This is a genomic window from Bacillus sp. JAS24-2, assembly GCF_008274905.1.
GTDB classification, from domain to species: Bacteria; Bacillota; Bacilli; order Bacillales; family Bacillaceae_G; genus Bacillus_A; species Bacillus_A cereus.
Genome location: NZ_CP031068.1, coordinates 2,759,765 through 2,779,151 on the forward strand (window position 1 = coordinate 2,759,765; position 19,387 = coordinate 2,779,151).

The following is a 19,387-nucleotide window of genomic DNA, read 5'->3' on the forward strand; positions in this document are numbered from 1 at the left end:
AACCCACCTTTTTATTAAAATTCTTTTGCGTAGTTATTGTGTTGCATAATGTTTTGTTTTAATAATTCCATACGATCTTTTCCGAATTGTTCGACTAGTGCATCTGCAAGTTCCCATGCCACAACAGATTCAGCTACTACACCCGCTGCTGGTACTGCGCAACTATCAGATCTTTCAATACTCGCTTGGAATGCTTCTTTCGTATCAATATCAACGCTTGCTAACGGTTTGTATAAAGTAGGAATTGGCTTCATCACGCCTCTTACGATAATTGGCATACCTGTTGTCATACCGCCTTCTAAACCGCCGGCATTATTCGTTTTTCTCGTGTATCCTTTTTCTTCATCCCACAGAATTTCATCATGCACTTTGCTTCCCGGTTGTCGTGCCGCTTCAAAACCTACGCCGATTTCAGCACCTTTAAATGCATTTATACTCATAATTGCACCAGCAAGTTTTGCATCTAATTTACGATCGTAATGAACGTAACTACCAACGCCAATCGGCATACCTTCTGCAATCACTTCCACAATACCACCGATTGAATCTCCACTACTTTTTGCGTTGTCAATCGCATTCATCATTTCTTGCTCTACTTCTTTATCTAAACATCGAACTGGTGAGTTTTCAGTAATTGTTTGAATTTCTTCAATTGATAAGTTTGAAATATGTTTTGCTTTTACTCCACCAATTTCAAGAACATGTCCTGCAATTCCCACGCCTAATTCGCTTAAAATTTGTTTTGCAACTGCACCAGCAGCTACACGAACTGTCGTTTCTCTTGCAGATGACCGCTCTAATACGTTTCTTATATCACGATGACCATATTTAATTGCTCCATTTAAATCTGCATGTCCGGGACGTGGTTTTGTAATTGTACGTTTCATGTCTTTACTTTCTTTTTCCGAAATTGGCTCTGCACCCATTACTTTCGTCCAATGTTTGAAATCATCATTTTTTACAATTAACGTAATCGGTGATCCAAGTGTCATCCCGTGACGAACACCACTTACAATTTCAACTGTATCTGTTTCAATTTGCATACGTCTTCCGCGTCCATGACCTTTTTGTCTTCTTAATAATTCTTTATTAATATGTTCCGCCGTAAGTGTCAAACCTGCTGGTACACCTTCTAAAATAACTGTTAACTGCGGTCCATGTGATTCTCCAGCTGTAATGTATCTCATTTCTCTTGCCCCTTTACTATTTTTTTGTACAAAAAAGTCCCTACTGAGCGCTCAGTAGGGACGATGTTTATCGCGGTACCACCCTAGTTGTAGACTTCTTTCGTCTACCTCTCTTCTTCTTTAACGATCGTTCGACCGTCTTACCCTCCAAAAGTTGTCGGGAAAGATGCTCCAAGGCTGTAATTCATGCTTACCTTTGTACTGATTCACACCGACCATCAGCTCTCTTTAACAGTGAGATAAGCACTACTGTTTCCTCTTCAATGCATATATGATATGGAATTAAGATAATTTATTTTTGAAACCTTTTAACTCATCCATGAATCTATGGAATTCTGGAATGTCCATTTGTTGTGCAGAATCTGATAATGCAACTGCTGGATCTGGATGAACTTCAGCCATTACTGCATCTGCGCCAATTGCAAGTGCCGCTTTCGCTGTTGGTAATAATAAATCTCTGCGTCCAGTTGAATGTGTTACATCAACGATAACTGGTAAATGTGTTTCTTTCTTTAAAATTGGTACTGCAGAAATGTCTAATGTGTTACGTGTTGCTCTTTCGTATGTGCGGATACCGCGCTCACAAAGAATAATTTGATCGTTACCTTGCGCAATGATGTATTCCGCTGCGTTAATGAACTCATCAATTGTTGCTGCTAATCCACGTTTTAATAATACTGGTTTGTTAACTTTACCTACAGCTCGTAATAAATCGAAGTTTTGCATGTTACGTGCGCCAACTTGAATTACATCAACGTAGTCTAATGCCATTTCAACATCGTTCGGATTTAAAATTTCACTAATAATTGCTAAGTCAAACTCGTCTGCTACTTGACGTAAAATTTGAAGTCCTTCTACTCCTAAACCTTGGAAATCATATGGAGAAGTTCTCGGTTTGAATGCACCACCGCGCATTAATTTTAAGCCTTGGTCTTTCATCGCTTGCCCTACTTGACGAACTTGTTCTAAACTTTCTACTGCACAAGGTCCCATGATGAACGTTTGTGTTCCGTTTCCAATCAATTCACCTTTTACATCAACAATTGTATTTTCTTGTTTCTTTTTACGTGATACTAGTAACGCTTTACGGTTATCATCTTCTTGTAACTCTAAGCTTGCTTTGAAAATCGTTTTGAAAATATGTTGAACTGTTGATGTTTCGAATGGTCCTTCGTTATGCTCTGCAATCATATCAAGTACTTCACGCTCACGTACTGGATCAAAGCGTTTCGTGCCTTGTACTTGCTTTTGCTCTCCAATTTTTTGAACAATTTCACCACGTTTGTTTAAAAGGTGTAATAGTTGTAAGTTAATTTCATCTACCTGTTTACGTAATTGATCTAATTCATGATTTGCCATTTGGAAATCCTCCTCTAATGTTTTAAAAGTATAGTAAGAGAATAAAAAATTCTCTATTTTCTGAACTGACTAATTATACAAATTTATAGTGGAATCGATACCTCTTCTTATTTTAAACTAATAATTCGTACAAAGACATGAACTACTAGTTAAAAACCCACTTTTTTGTACAAAAAAGCCCTACTGATTCAATCAGTAGGGACGATATTTATCGCGGTACCACCCTAGTTGTAGACTTCTTTCGTCTACCTCTCTTCATTGTTAACGATCATCTGACCGTCTTTCCCTTCATAAAGACAATACTATCTTTACTACGAAAAAGATGCTCCAGGACTGTAATTCGCTCTTGTTTATGTACTGGTTTGCACCAACCACCAGCTCTCTGTTACAGGGAAACAACAACTACTGCTTTTCCTTTCAATGCATGACTATTTAATTTTCAAGTTGAACCACTAAAATACAAAAAGTCCCTACTGAATAAATCAGTAGGGACGATATTTATCGCGGTACCACCCTAGTTGTAGACTAACTTTCCGTCTACCTCTCTTCACTGTTAACGATCAATTGACCGCTTTTTCGTAATAAAGACAAACTATCTTTATTACGAAAAAGATGCTCCAAGACTGTAATTCATGATTATCCCTGTACTGGTTCACACCAACCACCAGCTCTCTGTTACAGTAAGACTAACCACTACTGTGATCTCTTCATTGCACTTTGTTTATTCAAATGTTTTTGAAATTGAATAAGTATGATTCGTATTATAGAACGCTTTTCAAAACACTGTCAACAACTTTTTATATATTTTTTTAAATTCCACTTTCGTCCTATAATTCTTTTTGTAAATCACCCATTACAATTCCTATGCGAATTATTTCATTTTCTAGTAAATGTAAAACATATTCCTCTACTTCATACTGAACTAATAATTCTTTTATTTGTATGATTTCTTTTTCAAATAAAACGGCTTCGTGACATGTTTGTAGTAAAATAAAAAACACATTTGCAAACATTTCTTTATGCGCTTTCATACTTTCTTTTTTATGAAGCATTTCAATCAATAACCGCTTCATTTCCTCACCTGTACATTTACCATGTACACTTGAAAATGCACGAGACATAATACATAATCCTTTTTCTAATATTTCATCCATGTATAAAATAATACGTAAAAGCATCACATATTCTCTCGCAGTTATCTCACCCATTTTTGGTCGTTCTCGCAAAAATACGCTGAGCCAAGCTGTCCAAAACTTTTGTTGTTCTTTTACACTTAATGTTTTGACGTAATAGCATAAAAACTGCATAAACTTAATTTTATTTTCTTCATTTTCTAGTATGAGTAACGGGTATAACCAATTTGTTTTTTGCTCCCAATATAGTACACATTTAATAAATACAAAGCTAAGCCACTTCAAGAAAGCTTCTCTCGTATGCGGATGTAATACTTCCAAATGTTCTATCGCATACTTAATAAATCGCTTCATTTCTGTAAATAAAGGTAAATTTATTTGCGTGTAACATAAGCCGGCCCATGCATATTCCGTAATCTCATTTTGTTTTTTTAAATCTAAGTATGGTAACAAATATTTTCGGCACCATTGTTTTTCAATATGATATAGAAATGTAATATCTGCTATTAAACGAGCAAACATAAAGTTTGTTCGTTCCGAATTAACTCTTACTTGTTCTTCAAATAAAAATAAATATTCATATACATTACGATCGTATAAATGATCATATGATAACAACTTTAATAATACAGCCGTCATTTTTCCAACTGGATGCTGAATTGATTCATTATAAAAATCTTGTTTCCCAAACTTAAAGTCTGTATCACTCTTCATAACTTGAGGGAACACTGAAAAAGCAAATCGTTTTACAACACGTATACTATTCTCTTCTAACTCTTCTAGTCGATTACTAATTTCATATAGAAAACTACTAATTAACCAATGAAAAGCAGTATTTCTAACAAATTTCTGCAATAGCGGAATAATTTTTTGGATTTGCTCACTCGTCAATCCTCGATTATTTCGCCATTCTCTAATACAAACAAACCATACTTCATTACTTATTTCTTGCACTCCTACTAATTGGTATGCAAATGAAATACTCCACTCTGTGTTTAATTTACATGCTTTTGATAACATCTCTAAAAAATGACGTTGTTCAAAAACACCATCTTGCGAAAATTGCTGAACTTGCTTCATAATTTCAACATCTTTCAGCTGCAATAATCCGTCAGCAGTTACATTACAAGTAATGCTTTCTGCTGTATCTTCTTTCTTTTGTACACTGTATCGTTCAGAATGAAAATGAGGATGCTTTTGCTTCATTAACTCATACCCATTTGCCGTAGATGGGCTATTCGAATCACACTTGAATAATAAGTCTAATACGAGACATGCATCAAATACCCTCTCTTCTGTAAGATGCTTTATTACAGTTCGAGTGACTTCTTCTTTTGTTTTTTCTAAACAATGTGCATAATGCCTTTTTAAAAGTTGAAAAACTTCGTGTTTATAAGTGAAATCTAAAAGAAGTCCTTCATGTAACAACCATTTCATTTTGTCATCTACACGAACAAAAATATTTTTATTCATCGCATCAATTGCAATTCGCTTTTGAAGTACACTATTTGCTTCTATCATTTCTGTAATATAATAATCCGCTTTTTTTTCATTGTTTTCGCATAAATAAGTTAGACACTCTTTTACAATTCGTATTAAAAATGCAAGATCATTTTGATGAAACTCTTTCTCTACATTTTCCTTATTTCTTTTTTTCAGTGCCGTTTGTCTTAACGACAACATTCTCAATTTTTCTAATCCAATCATCATAATTGGAACAGCATAATAAGCGATATATGGCCTCATCTTTTCGTTCCAAATTTGCTCCACATGAGAAAATGTAGATACTGGTAAGCGACTCGATTCCTCGAGTTCTATTGATTCTTGCGTATCATTCCCCCATTTTCTTACACGTTTCAACTTCAGTTTTCCGTCTAAAATAAAAGTTAGTAACAATAAGGCAATTTCTTTATGCTCAGGAAAAGAACATTTTTGCAGTAACTTAGAAATCTTTTCTATAGAGCTACTATCTTTTTCAGCTGTTTCTAATAAAAGGAGTGTCCACCTTGCAAACAACAGCGGGTCCATCTTACTCTTCGTTTCGTTTAAGTAGTTACAAATTGTTCTCCATAATAACGGTGATATTTTAGAATAGTTTTTATAAATTAATTGAAATAATTCTTTCTGATGACTAAAAAGAAATTGTTCCACTAACCATTCTGCAAGTAATTCATCTACTTCATTATAGTTTGGCGTAAGCATAAACAAATTTTGTAATTTACCTTCTGCTTCTAACCATTCGACCCATTCATAATCATGAGCAAATTCCACAAAGTAACGTACTGTTTCAATTTTTTTAATCGATTGCTTTATGTATGATAATTGTTCCTGTTCTACTGACGGGGGAACCGTTACAATATCCCGAATACGCATTCTTTTCGTAATATAATTATCACCCATTAATTCAGCCCAGCGTTTTACTGCTTTTACGAGGGATTGATGATTATTCACCTTATTCGGATACACAATTGGTCTTATCCCTAAATGTTCCCAGTGGTACGTATTTTCTCCTTGTGCGACAAAAGCAAATCGTCTTGTACTTGGTGGTAAACCAGTTGCTAAATATTTCATTACTGGGTCATTATGACTATATCCAATGAATAAAACGGTGTAATTTGAGAATAGATCAACTAAAAATCTTCTCGCCCACCCTTCCGTTAAGTAAGCCCTTCCAAAATCACCATCTGTTAAAATTAAAGCCTCTTTCTCCTGTTCTACATTACCATGTATATAAGCAAGACCTTTAAAAGCTCTCCCAGTCGGTAAAGCTGGAGCGTAATAAACATTGATATCTCTATTTATTTCTTTAATTGCTGTTGTAAAATGTTGATCAAAATTTGTTGTTACAATGCGGATATCTGTATCTAAAGGAAATAGCCTTGGAATTGCATAATGCAATGGATTCGGTTTTGATTTCTCTATATGAACAAGATCTCTTGCGACTTGATGTACATCTTTTGTTTTCGCAATTTTACCAAGATAATAATCATGTGGTTCTGTTATTTCACGTTTTTCGACATATAACGTTTTTGCAATTTCATCAACTAAATCATCAAAATTCGGTAAGTTTGATTTCCCTTTCATAGAAACTCCCGCTCCAACAAATAATACTAACTTTCCTTGCTCAAGGTGATCAATTAACTCATCTGGAATTTCTACTTCTGAAGTAATCCACATCCTGGATTCCCCCTTACCTAAAAATGTCATACACTCTCATTTTACTATAACATTTTTTCATTGTTTTTATAATATTTAGACTAAATTCCGAACATGAAAAAGTTTTATGTAAATAAATCCGTTACAATGTATGAACTCCAGAATTTATTGAAAAACTATGTATAAATCGGAGGTGTAAATTTTGAATGATTTCACAGTAGTGCTTATCAAGTTTATATCGTGCATTATCGCATTTAGCATTGGGCTTGCTTTATTTTTCCCTGCAACGTTTGTTCAAATTATTTCATTCAGTCTCTTTGTTACAATCGTATCCTACATGTTCGTTGATAAAATCATTTTAAATCGAATTGGCAATACTGGTGCCATTATGTCGGATTTCTTATTAACATATTTAAGCGTATGGATTTTCGGTAATATTTTATTAGACAACTATATGCAAATTGCATGGGGCAGTATCCTTTCTGCCATCGTCTTCACTTTATCTGAAGTAATCGTTCATCGCTTCTCTAACTCTCATACAAGGCACAATAATGATAACATTCGTATTAATCGCCGCTTTGCATATGGTACAGAGTTTGCTGAAGAACAAAATATATTGGATAAAGATAAGAAAAAGTAACGTTTTAATGCAGGAGCGCCCTTTTTAATTATGTGGTGCTCCTTTTTTGTATTTTTTCATTATGGTACGTGAAATTATATAAGTGATTATTTCAAAATACCGACCTACTAACAATATTTGACGCTATTTTTTCTAATAAAAAACTGCCTCTTATTTAGAGGCAGCCACTTTTAAGTCTTTTACTGCAACAACATCCGCAAACGCTCCCAATACTGCGTTATGATGTTTCACAATATCTTCAGCACGTAACACTTCTGTATTAAATGTACTATGTGCATCACTCACTAACGTTACTTTATATCCTTCACTACATGCTCTGCGCGTTGTCGTATCTACACAATACTCTGTTTGCATTCCCGAAAGAATAACGTGTTCAATTCCTTTCTCTTGTAACACTTCACTTAAGTTTGTATTATGGAATGAATCTGGAGTCGTCTTTTCAACTATATTATCTCCTTCTTGCGGAGCGATGGCCGCATGGATTCGCCATCCATCCGTACCTTTTTCTAACGGATGATCTTTAGGACCGTTATGTTGGATATAAATAACTGGAATATCATTTGAACGACATTCCCTAATAAGCTCTTGCAATGTTTGTAAAAACTTTCCCCCATTATGTACTGGCATTCCAGCTGTATACATACCCGCTTGCACATCAATTACGATTAATGCTTTTTTCATTTCACACATCCCCCTTTGTTTGTATAAGCCATTATTATTGTTTATATTCCATCATCCAACAATCTTCTAATTTCCCCTCATGCAACTCATGTTCCTTTAAAATCTTTACTTTTTTAAATCCACTTTTTTCATAACACTTTATTGCCCGTTCATTATTTACTTTCGGATCCATTGCAATTGCTTCTGCTCCCATTTCACCCATAATATATGTAATTGCTGCCTGAACGAGTTTTGTTCCAATTCCCTTTCCCCAATAGGCTGGTTCACCGATAAATTGGTCCATACCCCATACATTTTGTGATTCTTTATAGCCATATAACGCTTTCCACTCTGAATCCACTGGATACATTTGTATGTAACCAATCGGAATGGTATCAAATTCTATTAAACATCTTTTTTCATTACTGTTTGGACTATGTATAAAATGATCAAGCACCTTTTCTACAGATTGCGGATTATCTCGTCCTTCGTAATACCGCAGGACTGCTGGGTCCGTTAACCATTTAGAAATGATAGATGCATCATCTTCCATTACGTATCTAATCAATAAACCTTCTTTTTGAAAAAGCATATTATACCTCTATTATTCCTTTATATTTTTTCTTGCTGTTACATCTTTCATTGCACCTACTAATGCATATGGTAGTAATGTAATCGCAAAAAATGCTGTAAATACGTTAAATTGCGGGATTGTATAGAGTGTGAACCATTCAGTGAAAAATTGAGAATTTAATATTCTATTAAAAAACTCTCCGCCTGGCCTAAAGTTTGGTACCCACCCAGTTATTTCACACAAAATAAAGTGAAACTTTAATCAGTGGGGGTTTTGTTCATCCACCACTGATTATTAGTTGAACCAATCGGGCTTTTACGGACAGTTGATCCCCCACCTAACTTCTTCGCTTTCGCTGAATTTTGAGGTGGGCGTCTTACTGCCCGTTAATGCGGGATAAACAGTAACTGAACAATAAAAAATGCCCCTATATAACGAAACCAAGTCCGTTTCCATATAGGTTGTGCATTTTTTAATATATCCCCCATCTTACCCCCTCCTTAAATATCCATCATATTGATTATACACTTTCCTCACTTTATTTGTTAAAATTTTCTATATAATTAATGCTGTTTGGGGGGAATACATTATGTCTAATCCTATATTTACATCCACTTTAATCATTCTTAGAGGAAACTCCGCAAGTGGTAAAACAACGATTGCAAAACAACTACAAGAACATTTCGGACAAGGGACACTTTTAGTATCACAGGATGTTGTACGTAGAGATATGCTTAGAGTACACGACACAATGGGTAATTTATCACATGATTTACTATTTGAAATTACGAAGTACGGAAAAGGAAAATGTGAATTTGTTATTTTAGAAGGTATATTGAACAGTCATAGGTATGGTGAGATGTTAAAAGAATTAATTCGTTATTTTGATGAAAATGCATTTGCATATTACTTTGATTTATCATTAGAGGAAACTATTAGACGACATAACACAAGGGACAAACGACACGAATTTGGTGAAGATTCCCTACAAAAATGGTATAATCCGCACGATACTATTAAGGTTGCCAGAGAAACTATTTTTACAGATAACTTTACGCAAAAAGATATATTTGATGCAATTCTTAATGATGTTGCGATCAAAAAACAAGCCTAACATATTATGTTAGGCTTGTTATGTATTTTGTATTTCAGTTTTTATAATTAAACAATCTATACATAAATAATAGTATATATTCATTTCCCCAAACTGGAAATCAACTACTGAAATAAGTCCACGTTCCTCAATATCTTGAGTAATTGTAGCAACATATTTCATCTCTTTCGCACAAGTTGGACACGCCAAATCCTTTGGAAGATCATCATATAACGGTACCCCTAATAATCTACATACATATTCAGAACCGAACAAGTCAAAAGCTTCCCAGTAACTATCTTCATCTATAGGTATATCTTCATTTTTCATATTTATAAGCTTTACCGTTGTTTTTGGTAATGAAACTGGTAACTTATATTCCTCTTCCATTATCCATTCTTCTGTATTTTGCTGCTGTATGATTTGAACTGTTTTCCCTCCATCACTTAACTGAAAATATTGCGGTTCCCATACCATCGCGCAGTTTAAACATGAAACGAATGGTAAAATATTTAGTTCATTACTTTTAAGTTCAGCAAGTCTCCCATCTTTTAAATCAAAACAGAGAATTTGATGCATCTTTTCACCGCATAACTTACATACTGGCAAATTACAATCTTGACCGCCAAAGTAATGATTATATGAACCTCTTCCTTCAATTACTCTATACCCTTTCCTTTCTTTGCAATGTGCACCATATAATTCTGTTGTCATATTCTATCCTCGCCTTTTATAAGAGTGATTCACAAAATGATAATAATTAAGACTAAAAAGCATCGTCTTCCTGAATAGCTTCCATAATAAATTCTTTTAAACTCGGACATATTTCTTCCATTTCGTCATCCGCGTGATACCAAATATATATTTGATCATCCATTTTTCCATTATTTATTTTAAAGCACAATTTATCCCCTGAACCATCGTCACCAATTATGATAAGGTTTTCTGAAATATACTCATCTCTCATGTCAACATTTTGTCTAACTATATCATCCCAAGTTTTCGTTACATTTCTATTATCTTTAATCGGATATAGTACCCATTCCCCTATTTCAGCATTATTAACTAATTTAATAAGATCCCTATATTGATTTGGGAAAGCAGCACCTAACTTTTCTTCAGTTTCTTTTATTTGCAGCGCCAATACACCTTGTTTCTTTATTTCAATATATTCTCTTACTTCTTTCATGAAATACACCTATCCTTTGAACTTAATTACACTATTATGAGTAACAGTGTTTAGTAAACGATTTGATCCAATTTATACATTTCATTATACGTTAATCCTTCGTTTTCAACATACTACTCTTCTCTACTTCTCAATAAACTTCTGTTCTACTTCCTTACCTCATTCTTAATAGTTTTATTTTCTAAACATCATACATTTTTTATGTTTTGTTACAGGTTTAGTAATAAGCCATTTAAAAATCCTATTATCCTTCTACTAAAAAAATAAAAGCCAGCCTCAATAAAGAGAACTGACTTCTATTTGGATAATTATTGTTATTATAAAATTTTCACTTTAACAGTTTGTCTTCCCCAATTCATAGCTTTACTTTTTGAACCCATTAAAACATCAATACGATTACCTTTAATTGCACTTCCAGTATCACCAGCGATAGCTTCTCCATAACCTTCTACCCATACTTTAGATCCTAATGGGATTACTTTCGGGTCAACTGCGATAATTCTCATATTCGGATTTTCCGTTAAATCATGCCCCATCGCAGTTAAAACGCGTCCACCATATGTACCATTTTCACTTGGATCAGCAGTATACGCTGTCGCTACTACCGTTAATTCACGTTTAGCAGACTGTATGTTGTTTTTAGATGCTTCTTTCGCTCTCTCTTCTTCTTTAGCTTTTGCTATTTCTCTTGCTTTTTCTTCTTCTTTAGTTTTTGCTATTTCTCTTGCCTTCTCTTCTTCTTTAGCTTTTGCTATTTCTCTTACTTTTTCTTCTTCTTTAGCTTTTGCTATTTCTCTTGCTTTTTCTTCTTCTTTAGCTTTTGCTTTTGCTATTTCTCTTGCCTTCTCTTCTTCTTTAGCTTTTGCTATTTCTCTTGCCTTCTCTTCTTCTTTAGCTTTTGCTATTTCTCTTGCCTTCTCTTCTTCTTTAGCTTTTGCTATTTCTCTTGCTTTTTCTTCTTCTTTAGCTTTTGCTTTTTCTCTTGCTTTTTCTTCTTCTTTAGCTTTTACTATTTCTTGCGCTTTCGGTTCTTCTTTGACTTTTGCCTCTTCTTTAGGCTTTACTATTTCTTGCGCTTTCGGTTCTTCTTTGACTTTTACCTCTTCTTTAGGCTTTACTATTTCTTGCGCTTTTACTTCTTCTTTGACTTTTGCTTCTTCTTTAGGCTTTACTATTTCTTGCACTTTCGGTTCTTCTTTAACTTTTACTTCTTCTTTGACTTTTAACTCTTCTTTAGGCTTTACTATTTCTTGTGCTTTCGTTGTTTCTTTCGCTTTTGCTACTTTCTGCGTCTTTACTTCTTTCTTTTCTTTAACTGATTTTTGTACTTTCGCTACTTGCTTCGTTTTCTCTTCAGTTTTCTTTTCAGTTGGTGCTGTACTTGATAGGAAAGAAACGTTTGCATAAGCAGTTTTTCCTTTATACTCAAATTGCAGCCATCCGTCTTTTACTTGATGCGTTGATTCAATTACATCATCTTTTTTTAGTCTGCCAAGAATTTCTGAATCCGTGTTTGCTTCAGTACGTACATTTAACAAATTCGCCGTTACATGATACACATCTTTTGTAAACTCCGAACTTACAAACACTTCTTTACCGTTCAATTCAATTTTTGACCAGCCATCTTCGGTATTTATGACTTTTAACTCTTGCCCATTCTTTACTTTTTCGACCACTTTTGATTCTGTAGTCGGTTTTTCACGTACGTTAAGTACATCTGCTGTTACAATTGTTTCTGCGGTAGCAGTTGTGGTAAACGCCCCCAATCCAAAAACAGTTGCTGTTGCTGCGCCAATTACTTTTTTCATATTAGCCTCCATTAAATTTTTTTGAATTTTACCAAATGCCTTCGTAAAATTGTATAATCTTACATAATATCAAAACATTTGCAACAGTATATTAATATTGTTTAATATACTGTTATTAAAACTCCTTACTCCAATACTATCAAATTCTCATTTCTAATTCTATATATTATAAATCTCCTTATCTTTTATAAAAGCTCCATGCCCTTCTTCACACTAAATAGTTGTAGCAATTCCCGCCAAAAATAAACTTACGATTGCTAAAATTTGAGTAGCGACTATAGCCCCTCTTAAATGAAACTTATAATCTTTATATCCTTTCATACCTTCCGTACTAGGAATCACAACAAACCTTGGAGTAATCCAGCAAAAAATTAGCCAATCAATTATAAGTAAATCTACTAAATTGAAAATCATTAAAATACCAAAAGTGTGTAAATAGGCATCCATATACATTAATTTTTCATGCTTATGTAGTATATATGTAGAAATGAAAGGAGTACCGAAAAGAATAGTATTATATAAAATATTAAAATAAATGGTTTGCTTTTTTTCATGAATCGATTTTGGAAAAACTACTTTTTGAATATCTTTCGGATAATCAGTTAATGAAAGTCGAGGATTATAATATAAAGACCCTAAAATCATTACGGATAGTACAATAGACATGATGACACCAACGTACATCATTTGCTCAAATTGATTCATATGCTGTATTCACCCTTTTCTGTAATTACTATGATGGTCATTCACTTAATTACATATTGTATGTACGTACATAATCAAAAATTAACAACTAGCTTTAATAGCAAAGCAAAATTGTTGCAATGCAAATGCAAATTTAATACAGTGGAAGCCTAATTGATACAGATAGGATTGGTGAAACCTATGAAAATTGAACATATTGCAATTTGGGTAAATGACTTAGAATGTATGCGTGATTTTTATATAAAATACTTTAATGGTAAAGCAAACTCGTTATACCATAATGAAATGAAACAATTTGAATCTTATTTTATTACGTTCGAATCTGGAGCAAGGCTTGAACTTATGCGTAAAAAAGGGGTTGCAAATAAGCCTAATTTAAACATAACTGGCTATGCTCATATGGCTTTTTCTGTCGGTAGTGAAGAACGAGTGAATGAACTGACAAAGGTGATAAAAGATGCTGGTTATCCTTTATTAAATGGACCACGTTTTACTGGAGATGGCTATTATGAAAGTGTAATAGGTGATCCAGAAGGCAATCAAATAGAAATTACGATTTAACTTACCCTTTTTTACCACCTCCATATTTTCCCACGGATTAGGCGGTGCTGTTGCTGAGGTGCCAAATGGGGCAACTGCTTACTTTTACCGAAAAGCACTATCAAACATGTCAATATTCGCTACTTGGGAGCAACCAGAAGGTGCTGGTGGAAGTATTCGGTGGGTTGAAGACTTCCGCTTGGCAATGCTTCCATTTACAAAAGGTGTCTACGTTAATACGCCTGACCTATCCATTAAAAATTGGCTAGATGCATACTTCAGTTGTAACTTTGACCGATTAATGAAAGTAAAAGCAAAATATGATCCGAAAAATGTTTTTAACTTTCCGCAAAGTATTCCGCTTTTTTAAAATATACACTCCACCTAATCTATCTAAATGCAAAACATCCATTTTTTAAAATGGATGTTTTGTAAAAAGAAGTTTACATAATATAATTATCAATTGCTTATACCGAATAACTATTCAATCATCGAAAGTAAAACGTTCTCAAGCTCTTTTTTAGACAGCATACTATCATTTATATACACTTGATATGCATTTCTCCCTTCCCTTGCTGGCACAACTATTTTCATTGCCCTTACATTCGATTCTTTATACTCACCGAATGTAACGTCATAGCCATTTAATTTATATTTCTTTATATCTCCAGTAAAATTAGGCCCTCTTTCAGATGGTTTATCAAATGGTCTATCAATAAAGTAATCTTTATATTCTCCTTCAACAATTTCTAATTGATAAATTGTAAAACCTTTTTGTACAACTTCTACTAATTCACTTCGTGTTTCTTTATGTAAAATAGCTTCATCCATTATGTAAGGCCGATCTTGTTCATACATTTTCTTCTTTTCAAAGATTCGAAATCGTCGCCACGATTTACGACGCCAATCCTGTACTTCCTTGACAACTAGTCCATGTAACCAAAAACGAAATGAACGATTTATATCATAGTTTGTTATGGACTTCCACATATTGATGTACACTTCATTAACTATATCGTCTACATCTTGGTTTTGACTTCCTACTAAAAATACTACTGTTCTATAAATATCTTTACATGTATATTCATAAATAATTTGAAAGGCTTCTTGGTCCCCAGACCCCATTTTATATAGCCATTCCTTTAATTGTACTTCATCAAAAGCTCCGTTCCCCTCTCATGATCTTTCACACTATATTCGCTCGTTTTTCACAAAAGGTTCATTTTACATGAAAATTTATTTATTACAATAAAAATATAAGGTATATTTTTATGAAAAGGAGGAATTCAAGAATGAATACAGAGGATAAAATTTACGCTGAAAAAGTGTTGAAAAATCTCTTTATCGGATCACAAGTTGATGGATTACAATTTGGTATTTCTCCAGGCGCTATAAAGATTCATTTCACAAACTTTCACGACTCAGTTGATTATGACGGACAATTATATATCAATATCGAATCCAAATGGTGTTTATTTAATAAACCTCAAAAAAGCTACCCATTAAATGAAGATGAATTTGAAGTTTATTCTGAGAAAGAAGAATATGAAAGAATATTTAAGATAAGAAGACAAAAAGTTACCGATATACAACTTGGCTTAGAAATCCCTCATTTAATTATTACATTAGATAGTGGACAAATTATTTTTTTAAATGGTTTTCATGATTATTATGAATGTTGGCAAGCTGGTGTCCTATGTGAGCAATGGCTTGTAGTCGCTGCACCTGGGAATGAAATCGCCACTTGGACTCCTGATGAGTTTATCGATAAATAAACTGTTTTCACGAAGAAAAACCGAAAATATTTTATGAACTACATAACTATTTCTATTACACTTAAACGAATAGACATTTTACTTTAATAGAAATCATTTTATTAAATTTGAAAGGATAATAATGATGGCATGTGTCCATGATTTTGGAATAATTGACGAATTTAATTCTCAAAAAAGTTACAATGATTATACACCAGAGAAATATCATTGTATTTCTGTTAATGATGATATTATCAGTAGTTTAAATCAAAATTTATCAATTATGAAAACTTACTTTCATACAGTCAAAAATCAGGAATACGGTTTAGCTTATTGTGGTATTACAATTATCCCTCCTGAATCTTTAGCAATTTTCTATGAAACAGTTACATCTTCAAAGTTCTTCAGAAAATCTGATGAGCTGAATGAGTTAGCTTCAAAAATTGTACAAGCTGCAGCAGAACAGAAGTACATGATCCATTATGGGGTTTAAATGTAATTCAAAAAATGCTTAGGATTTCTCCGAAGTATTTTTTGTATGTTACTAATACATTTATTCCTTAACCATTTAGTCAATGCTTGAGCCTATGGTCCCTTCTTTTACAAGTGAGGGCGCCCCTATTAATCTAAATAAGCGTCTCATTTCCAATCTTCCAGCTAAACCATCTCCCATGCCCTTCTGTTTCTCCAACCGTTTCACGATATTCGTTTCCGTTAATATAATAATCAATATGAAGGTCACGATCCCACATGTTGTTATACAGGTGGAATACATCACGTTTTGCGCCAATTTCTTGTATTTGTTTTTCTAACTTATGTTTTACTTGTTCTGGTATTTGATTTGCGACGTGTGTATGGAAAATACAAATAACAGCTTCTTCACTTATTTGTTCAATAATAGATGATAATAGCTCTACACCGTCTCCTTCTATTAATTGGACAGATTCATTTTTCACTAAAGATGCAGCTTGATCAAACATCTCAAGCCTTTCTTTATGTTCTGGCCAAATTAAAGCACGTAACCATAAATAATCTTCCTCATCATGTAAATCATTCACATGTAAGTCCAGTCCGATTCTTTCTACGACAGATGGGCTTTCTTTTAGAAAATGTGGTACATTCTCCCCTCTTATTTCAGAAGTTACATGCACATTTGAATTTATATTTCCGTACATTTCATCCGTCCCGTACGAATAACAATATTGGTCCCAGAACAGTTGCAACCCAGAACTTGTCCCAATTTCAATTAACGCTAACGGCTTCTTCACTTTGTTAAATATGTAGCAGAAACTTGGGTATAAGTATGCGCACCGTCTTACTTCATTTGTTTGAACGAGTTTCGTTTGTAACAAAGTAATGATTTCTTCTCGGTACTCTTTACAGAAATCTTTAAAATGATTAAAAGCTTTATCTAAATTTGTAGCAGCATTTTCAACTAAACTACTATAATACGTTTTTAAATGATGTTCTTTCCCTGCTAGCAATAAATAATGTACTGCACCTAATAGTAAGTTTGGGACTGGTTGACCTACCTGAGCATAGGACGATAGTGTAAGTACTTCCTCATCTTCAGCAATTTTCATTGATAAATATTCATATAAATCACTTGACCCTTTACATTCCTTTATTGAAAAGTTTCGAAATAAGTTTGAAATTTGTTCTTTTGTACACATTAGAGTCCCTCCTTTTTATTTTTCAGAATAATCTTACCATTACAGAAAGAATAATCCCATAAAAAGGTACTCGATTTAGTCACTTAAGGATACGTAAGCTTTTTCGAGATAATTTCAAACTGTAATTTTTTTCTATTTATCACCTTAAAAGAGCTTGTTAAATAAGATTTTTAGCGAATAAAACGTTAAATAGTTTAAAATTATCAGATAACACTAGATATTTTAGTCTATTAATTATTATAATAGAGTATGAGATGGTTATATAATTGAGACAAAAAAGGTATACACCTAGGTGGGGCCTAGGCGGTGTTTCTCTTTTACGGCTTAGACATAGAAAACACCTACACTTTTTTGCCAATATAGGGGATGGAGAGATTATCATGAGCAACATGCAGCAAAAAACAGACGTTATCTTAATTGGTGCAGGAATTATGAGTGCAACGTTAGGCTCATTACTAAAAGAATTAGCACCAGAATGGGAAATTAAAGTTTTTGAAAAACTCGCAAGTGCCGGGGAAGAAAGCTCTAACGAATGGAATAATGCAGGTACAGGGCATTCTGCGCTATGCGAACTGAACTATACTTCCGAAAAAGCTGACGGATCTATAGATATTAGTAAGGCTGTAAAAGTGAATGAGCAATTCCAGCTTTCAAGACAATTTTGGGCATATCTTGTAAAGAGCAAATTAATTCGTAATCCACAAGATTTTATTATGCCACTACCTCATATGAGTTTAGTACAAGGGGAAAAAAATGTTGAGTTTCTAAAAAACCGTTTTGAAGCGCTTTCAAAAAATCCACTGTTTCAAGGAATGGAATTTTCTGATGCTCCTGAAACATTAAAAAAATGGCTTCCACTCATTATGGAAGGTCGCACATCTAATGAACCGATGGCGGCAACGAAGATTGACTCTGGAACAGATGTTAACTTCGGTGCATTAACACGTATGTTGTTTGATTACTTAAAAACAAAAAATGTCGAGCTAAACTACAAGCATAGTGTCGAAAATATTAAGCGCACGAAAAATGGTTTGTGGGAAGTAAAAGTACACGATATGAATAGTGGTAAAATTGAGCATCATACTGCTAAATTCGTCTTTATTGGCGGCGGTGGCGGTAGCCTACCTCTACTTCAAAAGACTGGTATCCCTGAATCAAAGCATATCGGTGGCTTCCCAGTAAGTGGACTATTTATGGTATGTAAAAACCAAAAAGTTGTAGAGCAGCATCATGCGAAAGTGTACGGTAAAGCTAAAGTTGGCGCTCCGCCAATGTCTGTACCTCATCTAGATACGAGATATATAGACAATAAAAAAGCTTTACTGTTTGGACCATTCGCAGGCTTCTCACCTAAATTCTTAAAAACTGGCTCAAATCTTGACTTAATCGGTTCTGTAAAACCGAATAATGTCTTAACGATGTTAGCCGCTGGTGTAAAAGAAATGGGACTTACAAAATACTTAATTCAGCAAGTTATGTTATCACATGAAAAACGTATGGAAGAATTACGCGAATTCATTCCGAACGCGAAAAGTAAAGATTGGGATATTGTAGTTGCTGGACAACGTGTACAAGTAATTAAAGATACTGATGCTGGCGGTAAAGGAACACTTCAATTTGGTACAGAAGTAGTAAGTGCAGCTGACGGCTCAATCGCCGCATTACTAGGCGCATCACCAGGTGCTTCTACTGCTGTTCACGTCATGCTCGAAGTATTAGAAAAATGTTTCCCAAGCCGCATGGTAGAATGGGAAGAAAAAATAAAAGAAATGATTCCTTCATATGGCATTTCACTAACTGAAAATCCAAGATTGTTCCAAGACCTTCACACTTCTACTGGTCGTACACTTGGATTAAACGAAAAAGAAACTGTTCATAATTAATGCAGAAATAAAAAAACGTCCGATATATTCGGA

The 19,387-nt window shown here is 33.9% G+C and carries 17 protein-coding genes, 3 pseudogenes and 3 other annotated features; of the genes and pseudogenes, 7 read left to right on the plus strand and 13 right to left on the minus strand.

Annotated features, from left to right (window positions below; translation table 11 throughout):
• Positions 1–14 precede the first annotated feature (14 nt).
• From aroC to DN407_RS14380, 3 genes are all read right to left on the minus strand, one after another.
• Positions 15–1,187 carry a chorismate synthase gene (gene aroC, locus DN407_RS14370; RefSeq protein WP_001269428.1) on the minus strand — a complete coding sequence of 391 codons (1,173 nt, stop codon included), beginning with the start codon at positions 1,185–1,187 and terminating at the stop codon, positions 15–17.
• A gap of 53 nt (positions 1,188–1,240) precedes the next feature.
• Positions 1,241–1,460, minus strand: a binding site (T-box leader).
• Between the two features lie 9 nt (positions 1,461–1,469).
• On the minus strand, positions 1,470–2,546 hold the full coding sequence (locus DN407_RS14375) for a bifunctional 3-deoxy-7-phosphoheptulonate synthase/chorismate mutase (protein WP_001273575.1): 1,077 nt from the start codon (positions 2,544–2,546) through the stop codon (positions 1,470–1,472).
• Between the two features lie 194 nt (positions 2,547–2,740).
• Positions 2,741–2,976 (minus strand) — a binding site (T-box leader).
• A gap of 54 nt (positions 2,977–3,030) precedes the next feature.
• Positions 3,031–3,266, minus strand: a binding site (T-box leader).
• 107 nt (positions 3,267–3,373) lie between these two features.
• Positions 3,374–6,856 carry a DUF4020 domain-containing protein gene (locus DN407_RS14380; protein WP_149216399.1) on the minus strand — a complete coding sequence of 1,161 codons (3,483 nt, stop codon included), beginning with the start codon at positions 6,854–6,856 and terminating at the stop codon, positions 3,374–3,376.
• A 181-nt stretch (positions 6,857–7,037) separates the two neighbouring features.
• On the opposite strand from DN407_RS14380, the gene DN407_RS14385 reads away from it, so the two are divergent.
• The gene (locus DN407_RS14385; RefSeq protein WP_000997702.1) at positions 7,038–7,475 is read left to right on the plus strand and encodes a YndM family protein; all 438 of its coding nucleotides are present in this window, start codon (positions 7,038–7,040) and stop codon (positions 7,473–7,475) included.
• Between the two features lie 150 nt (positions 7,476–7,625).
• Here the strand turns inward: DN407_RS14385 and DN407_RS14395 are convergent, their stop codons facing one another.
• The 4 genes and pseudogenes from DN407_RS14395 to DN407_RS31655 form a co-directional block, all read right to left on the minus strand.
• Positions 7,626–8,156: a cysteine hydrolase family protein gene (locus DN407_RS14395; RefSeq protein ID WP_000709539.1), complete on the minus strand. Its 531-nt coding sequence runs from the start codon at positions 8,154–8,156 to the stop codon at positions 7,626–7,628.
• Between the two features lie 34 nt (positions 8,157–8,190).
• Positions 8,191–8,727, minus strand: coding sequence for a GNAT family N-acetyltransferase (locus tag DN407_RS14400; protein ID WP_000898772.1), 537 nt, complete (start codon positions 8,725–8,727; stop codon positions 8,191–8,193).
• A gap of 12 nt (positions 8,728–8,739) precedes the next feature.
• A pseudogene (locus DN407_RS14405) lies at positions 8,740–8,958 on the minus strand (YfzA family protein); the annotation flags it as partial.
• Between the two features lie 155 nt (positions 8,959–9,113).
• Positions 9,114–9,197 (minus strand): annotated as a pseudogene (locus DN407_RS31655) (YfzA family protein); the annotation flags it as partial.
• Positions 9,198–9,298: 101 nt separating this feature from the next.
• On the opposite strand from DN407_RS31655, the gene DN407_RS14415 reads away from it, so the two are divergent.
• A complete protein-coding gene (locus DN407_RS14415) occupies positions 9,299–9,823 on the plus strand; it encodes a kinase (RefSeq protein WP_000070081.1) in 525 nt (174 codons plus the stop codon).
• An 18-nt stretch (positions 9,824–9,841) separates the two neighbouring features.
• On the opposite strand, the gene DN407_RS14420 is transcribed toward DN407_RS14415, so the two are convergent.
• The 4 genes from DN407_RS14420 to DN407_RS14435 form a co-directional block, all read right to left on the minus strand.
• Entirely contained in the window at positions 9,842–10,516 is a 675-nt protein-coding gene (locus DN407_RS14420) for a hypothetical protein (RefSeq protein ID WP_061666496.1), read from the minus strand.
• Between the two features lie 52 nt (positions 10,517–10,568).
• Positions 10,569–10,991, minus strand: a complete 423-nt coding sequence (locus DN407_RS14425; RefSeq protein ID WP_149216400.1) for an SMI1/KNR4 family protein — start codon at positions 10,989–10,991, stop codon at positions 10,569–10,571.
• A gap of 317 nt (positions 10,992–11,308) precedes the next feature.
• Positions 11,309–12,799, minus strand: a complete 1,491-nt coding sequence (gene entB / locus DN407_RS14430) for a cell wall-binding protein EntB (RefSeq protein WP_149216401.1) — start codon at positions 12,797–12,799, stop codon at positions 11,309–11,311.
• A gap of 213 nt (positions 12,800–13,012) precedes the next feature.
• Positions 13,013–13,504: a hypothetical protein gene (locus DN407_RS14435; RefSeq protein WP_001071234.1), complete on the minus strand. Its 492-nt coding sequence runs from the start codon at positions 13,502–13,504 to the stop codon at positions 13,013–13,015.
• Between the two features lie 180 nt (positions 13,505–13,684).
• Here DN407_RS14435 and DN407_RS14440 point away from each other — a divergent pair, with 180 nt between their 5' ends.
• Both DN407_RS14440 and DN407_RS14445 read left to right on the plus strand, forming a co-directional pair.
• The gene (locus tag DN407_RS14440; RefSeq protein ID WP_000687532.1) at positions 13,685–14,065 is read left to right on the plus strand and encodes a VOC family protein; all 381 of its coding nucleotides are present in this window, start codon (positions 13,685–13,687) and stop codon (positions 14,063–14,065) included.
• Positions 14,066–14,123: 58 nt separating this feature from the next.
• On the plus strand, positions 14,124–14,414 hold the full coding sequence (locus DN407_RS14445) for a BBE domain-containing protein (RefSeq protein WP_002005328.1): 291 nt from the start codon (positions 14,124–14,126) through the stop codon (positions 14,412–14,414).
• A 341-nt stretch (positions 14,415–14,755) separates the two neighbouring features.
• Here DN407_RS14445 and DN407_RS32150 read toward each other — a convergent pair.
• Positions 14,756–15,169: pseudogene (locus DN407_RS32150) on the minus strand (sigma factor); the annotation flags it as partial.
• Between the two features lie 167 nt (positions 15,170–15,336).
• On the opposite strand from DN407_RS32150, the gene DN407_RS14455 reads away from it, so the two are divergent.
• The gene (locus DN407_RS14455; protein WP_001090918.1) at positions 15,337–15,819 is read left to right on the plus strand and encodes a hypothetical protein; all 483 of its coding nucleotides are present in this window, start codon (positions 15,337–15,339) and stop codon (positions 15,817–15,819) included.
• A gap of 121 nt (positions 15,820–15,940) precedes the next feature.
• Entirely contained in the window at positions 15,941–16,291 is a 351-nt protein-coding gene (locus tag DN407_RS14460) for a hypothetical protein (protein ID WP_002152719.1), read from the plus strand.
• Between the two features lie 133 nt (positions 16,292–16,424).
• On the opposite strand, the gene DN407_RS14465 is transcribed toward DN407_RS14460, so the two are convergent.
• On the minus strand, positions 16,425–17,471 hold the full coding sequence (locus DN407_RS14465; protein WP_149216402.1) for a DUF2332 domain-containing protein: 1,047 nt from the start codon (positions 17,469–17,471) through the stop codon (positions 16,425–16,427).
• Between the two features lie 380 nt (positions 17,472–17,851).
• Between DN407_RS14465 and DN407_RS14470 the strand changes: the two genes are divergently transcribed.
• Positions 17,852–19,354 carry a malate:quinone oxidoreductase gene (locus tag DN407_RS14470; RefSeq protein WP_149216403.1) on the plus strand — a complete coding sequence of 501 codons (1,503 nt, stop codon included), beginning with the start codon at positions 17,852–17,854 and terminating at the stop codon, positions 19,352–19,354.
• Positions 19,355–19,387: the final 33 nt, after the last annotated feature.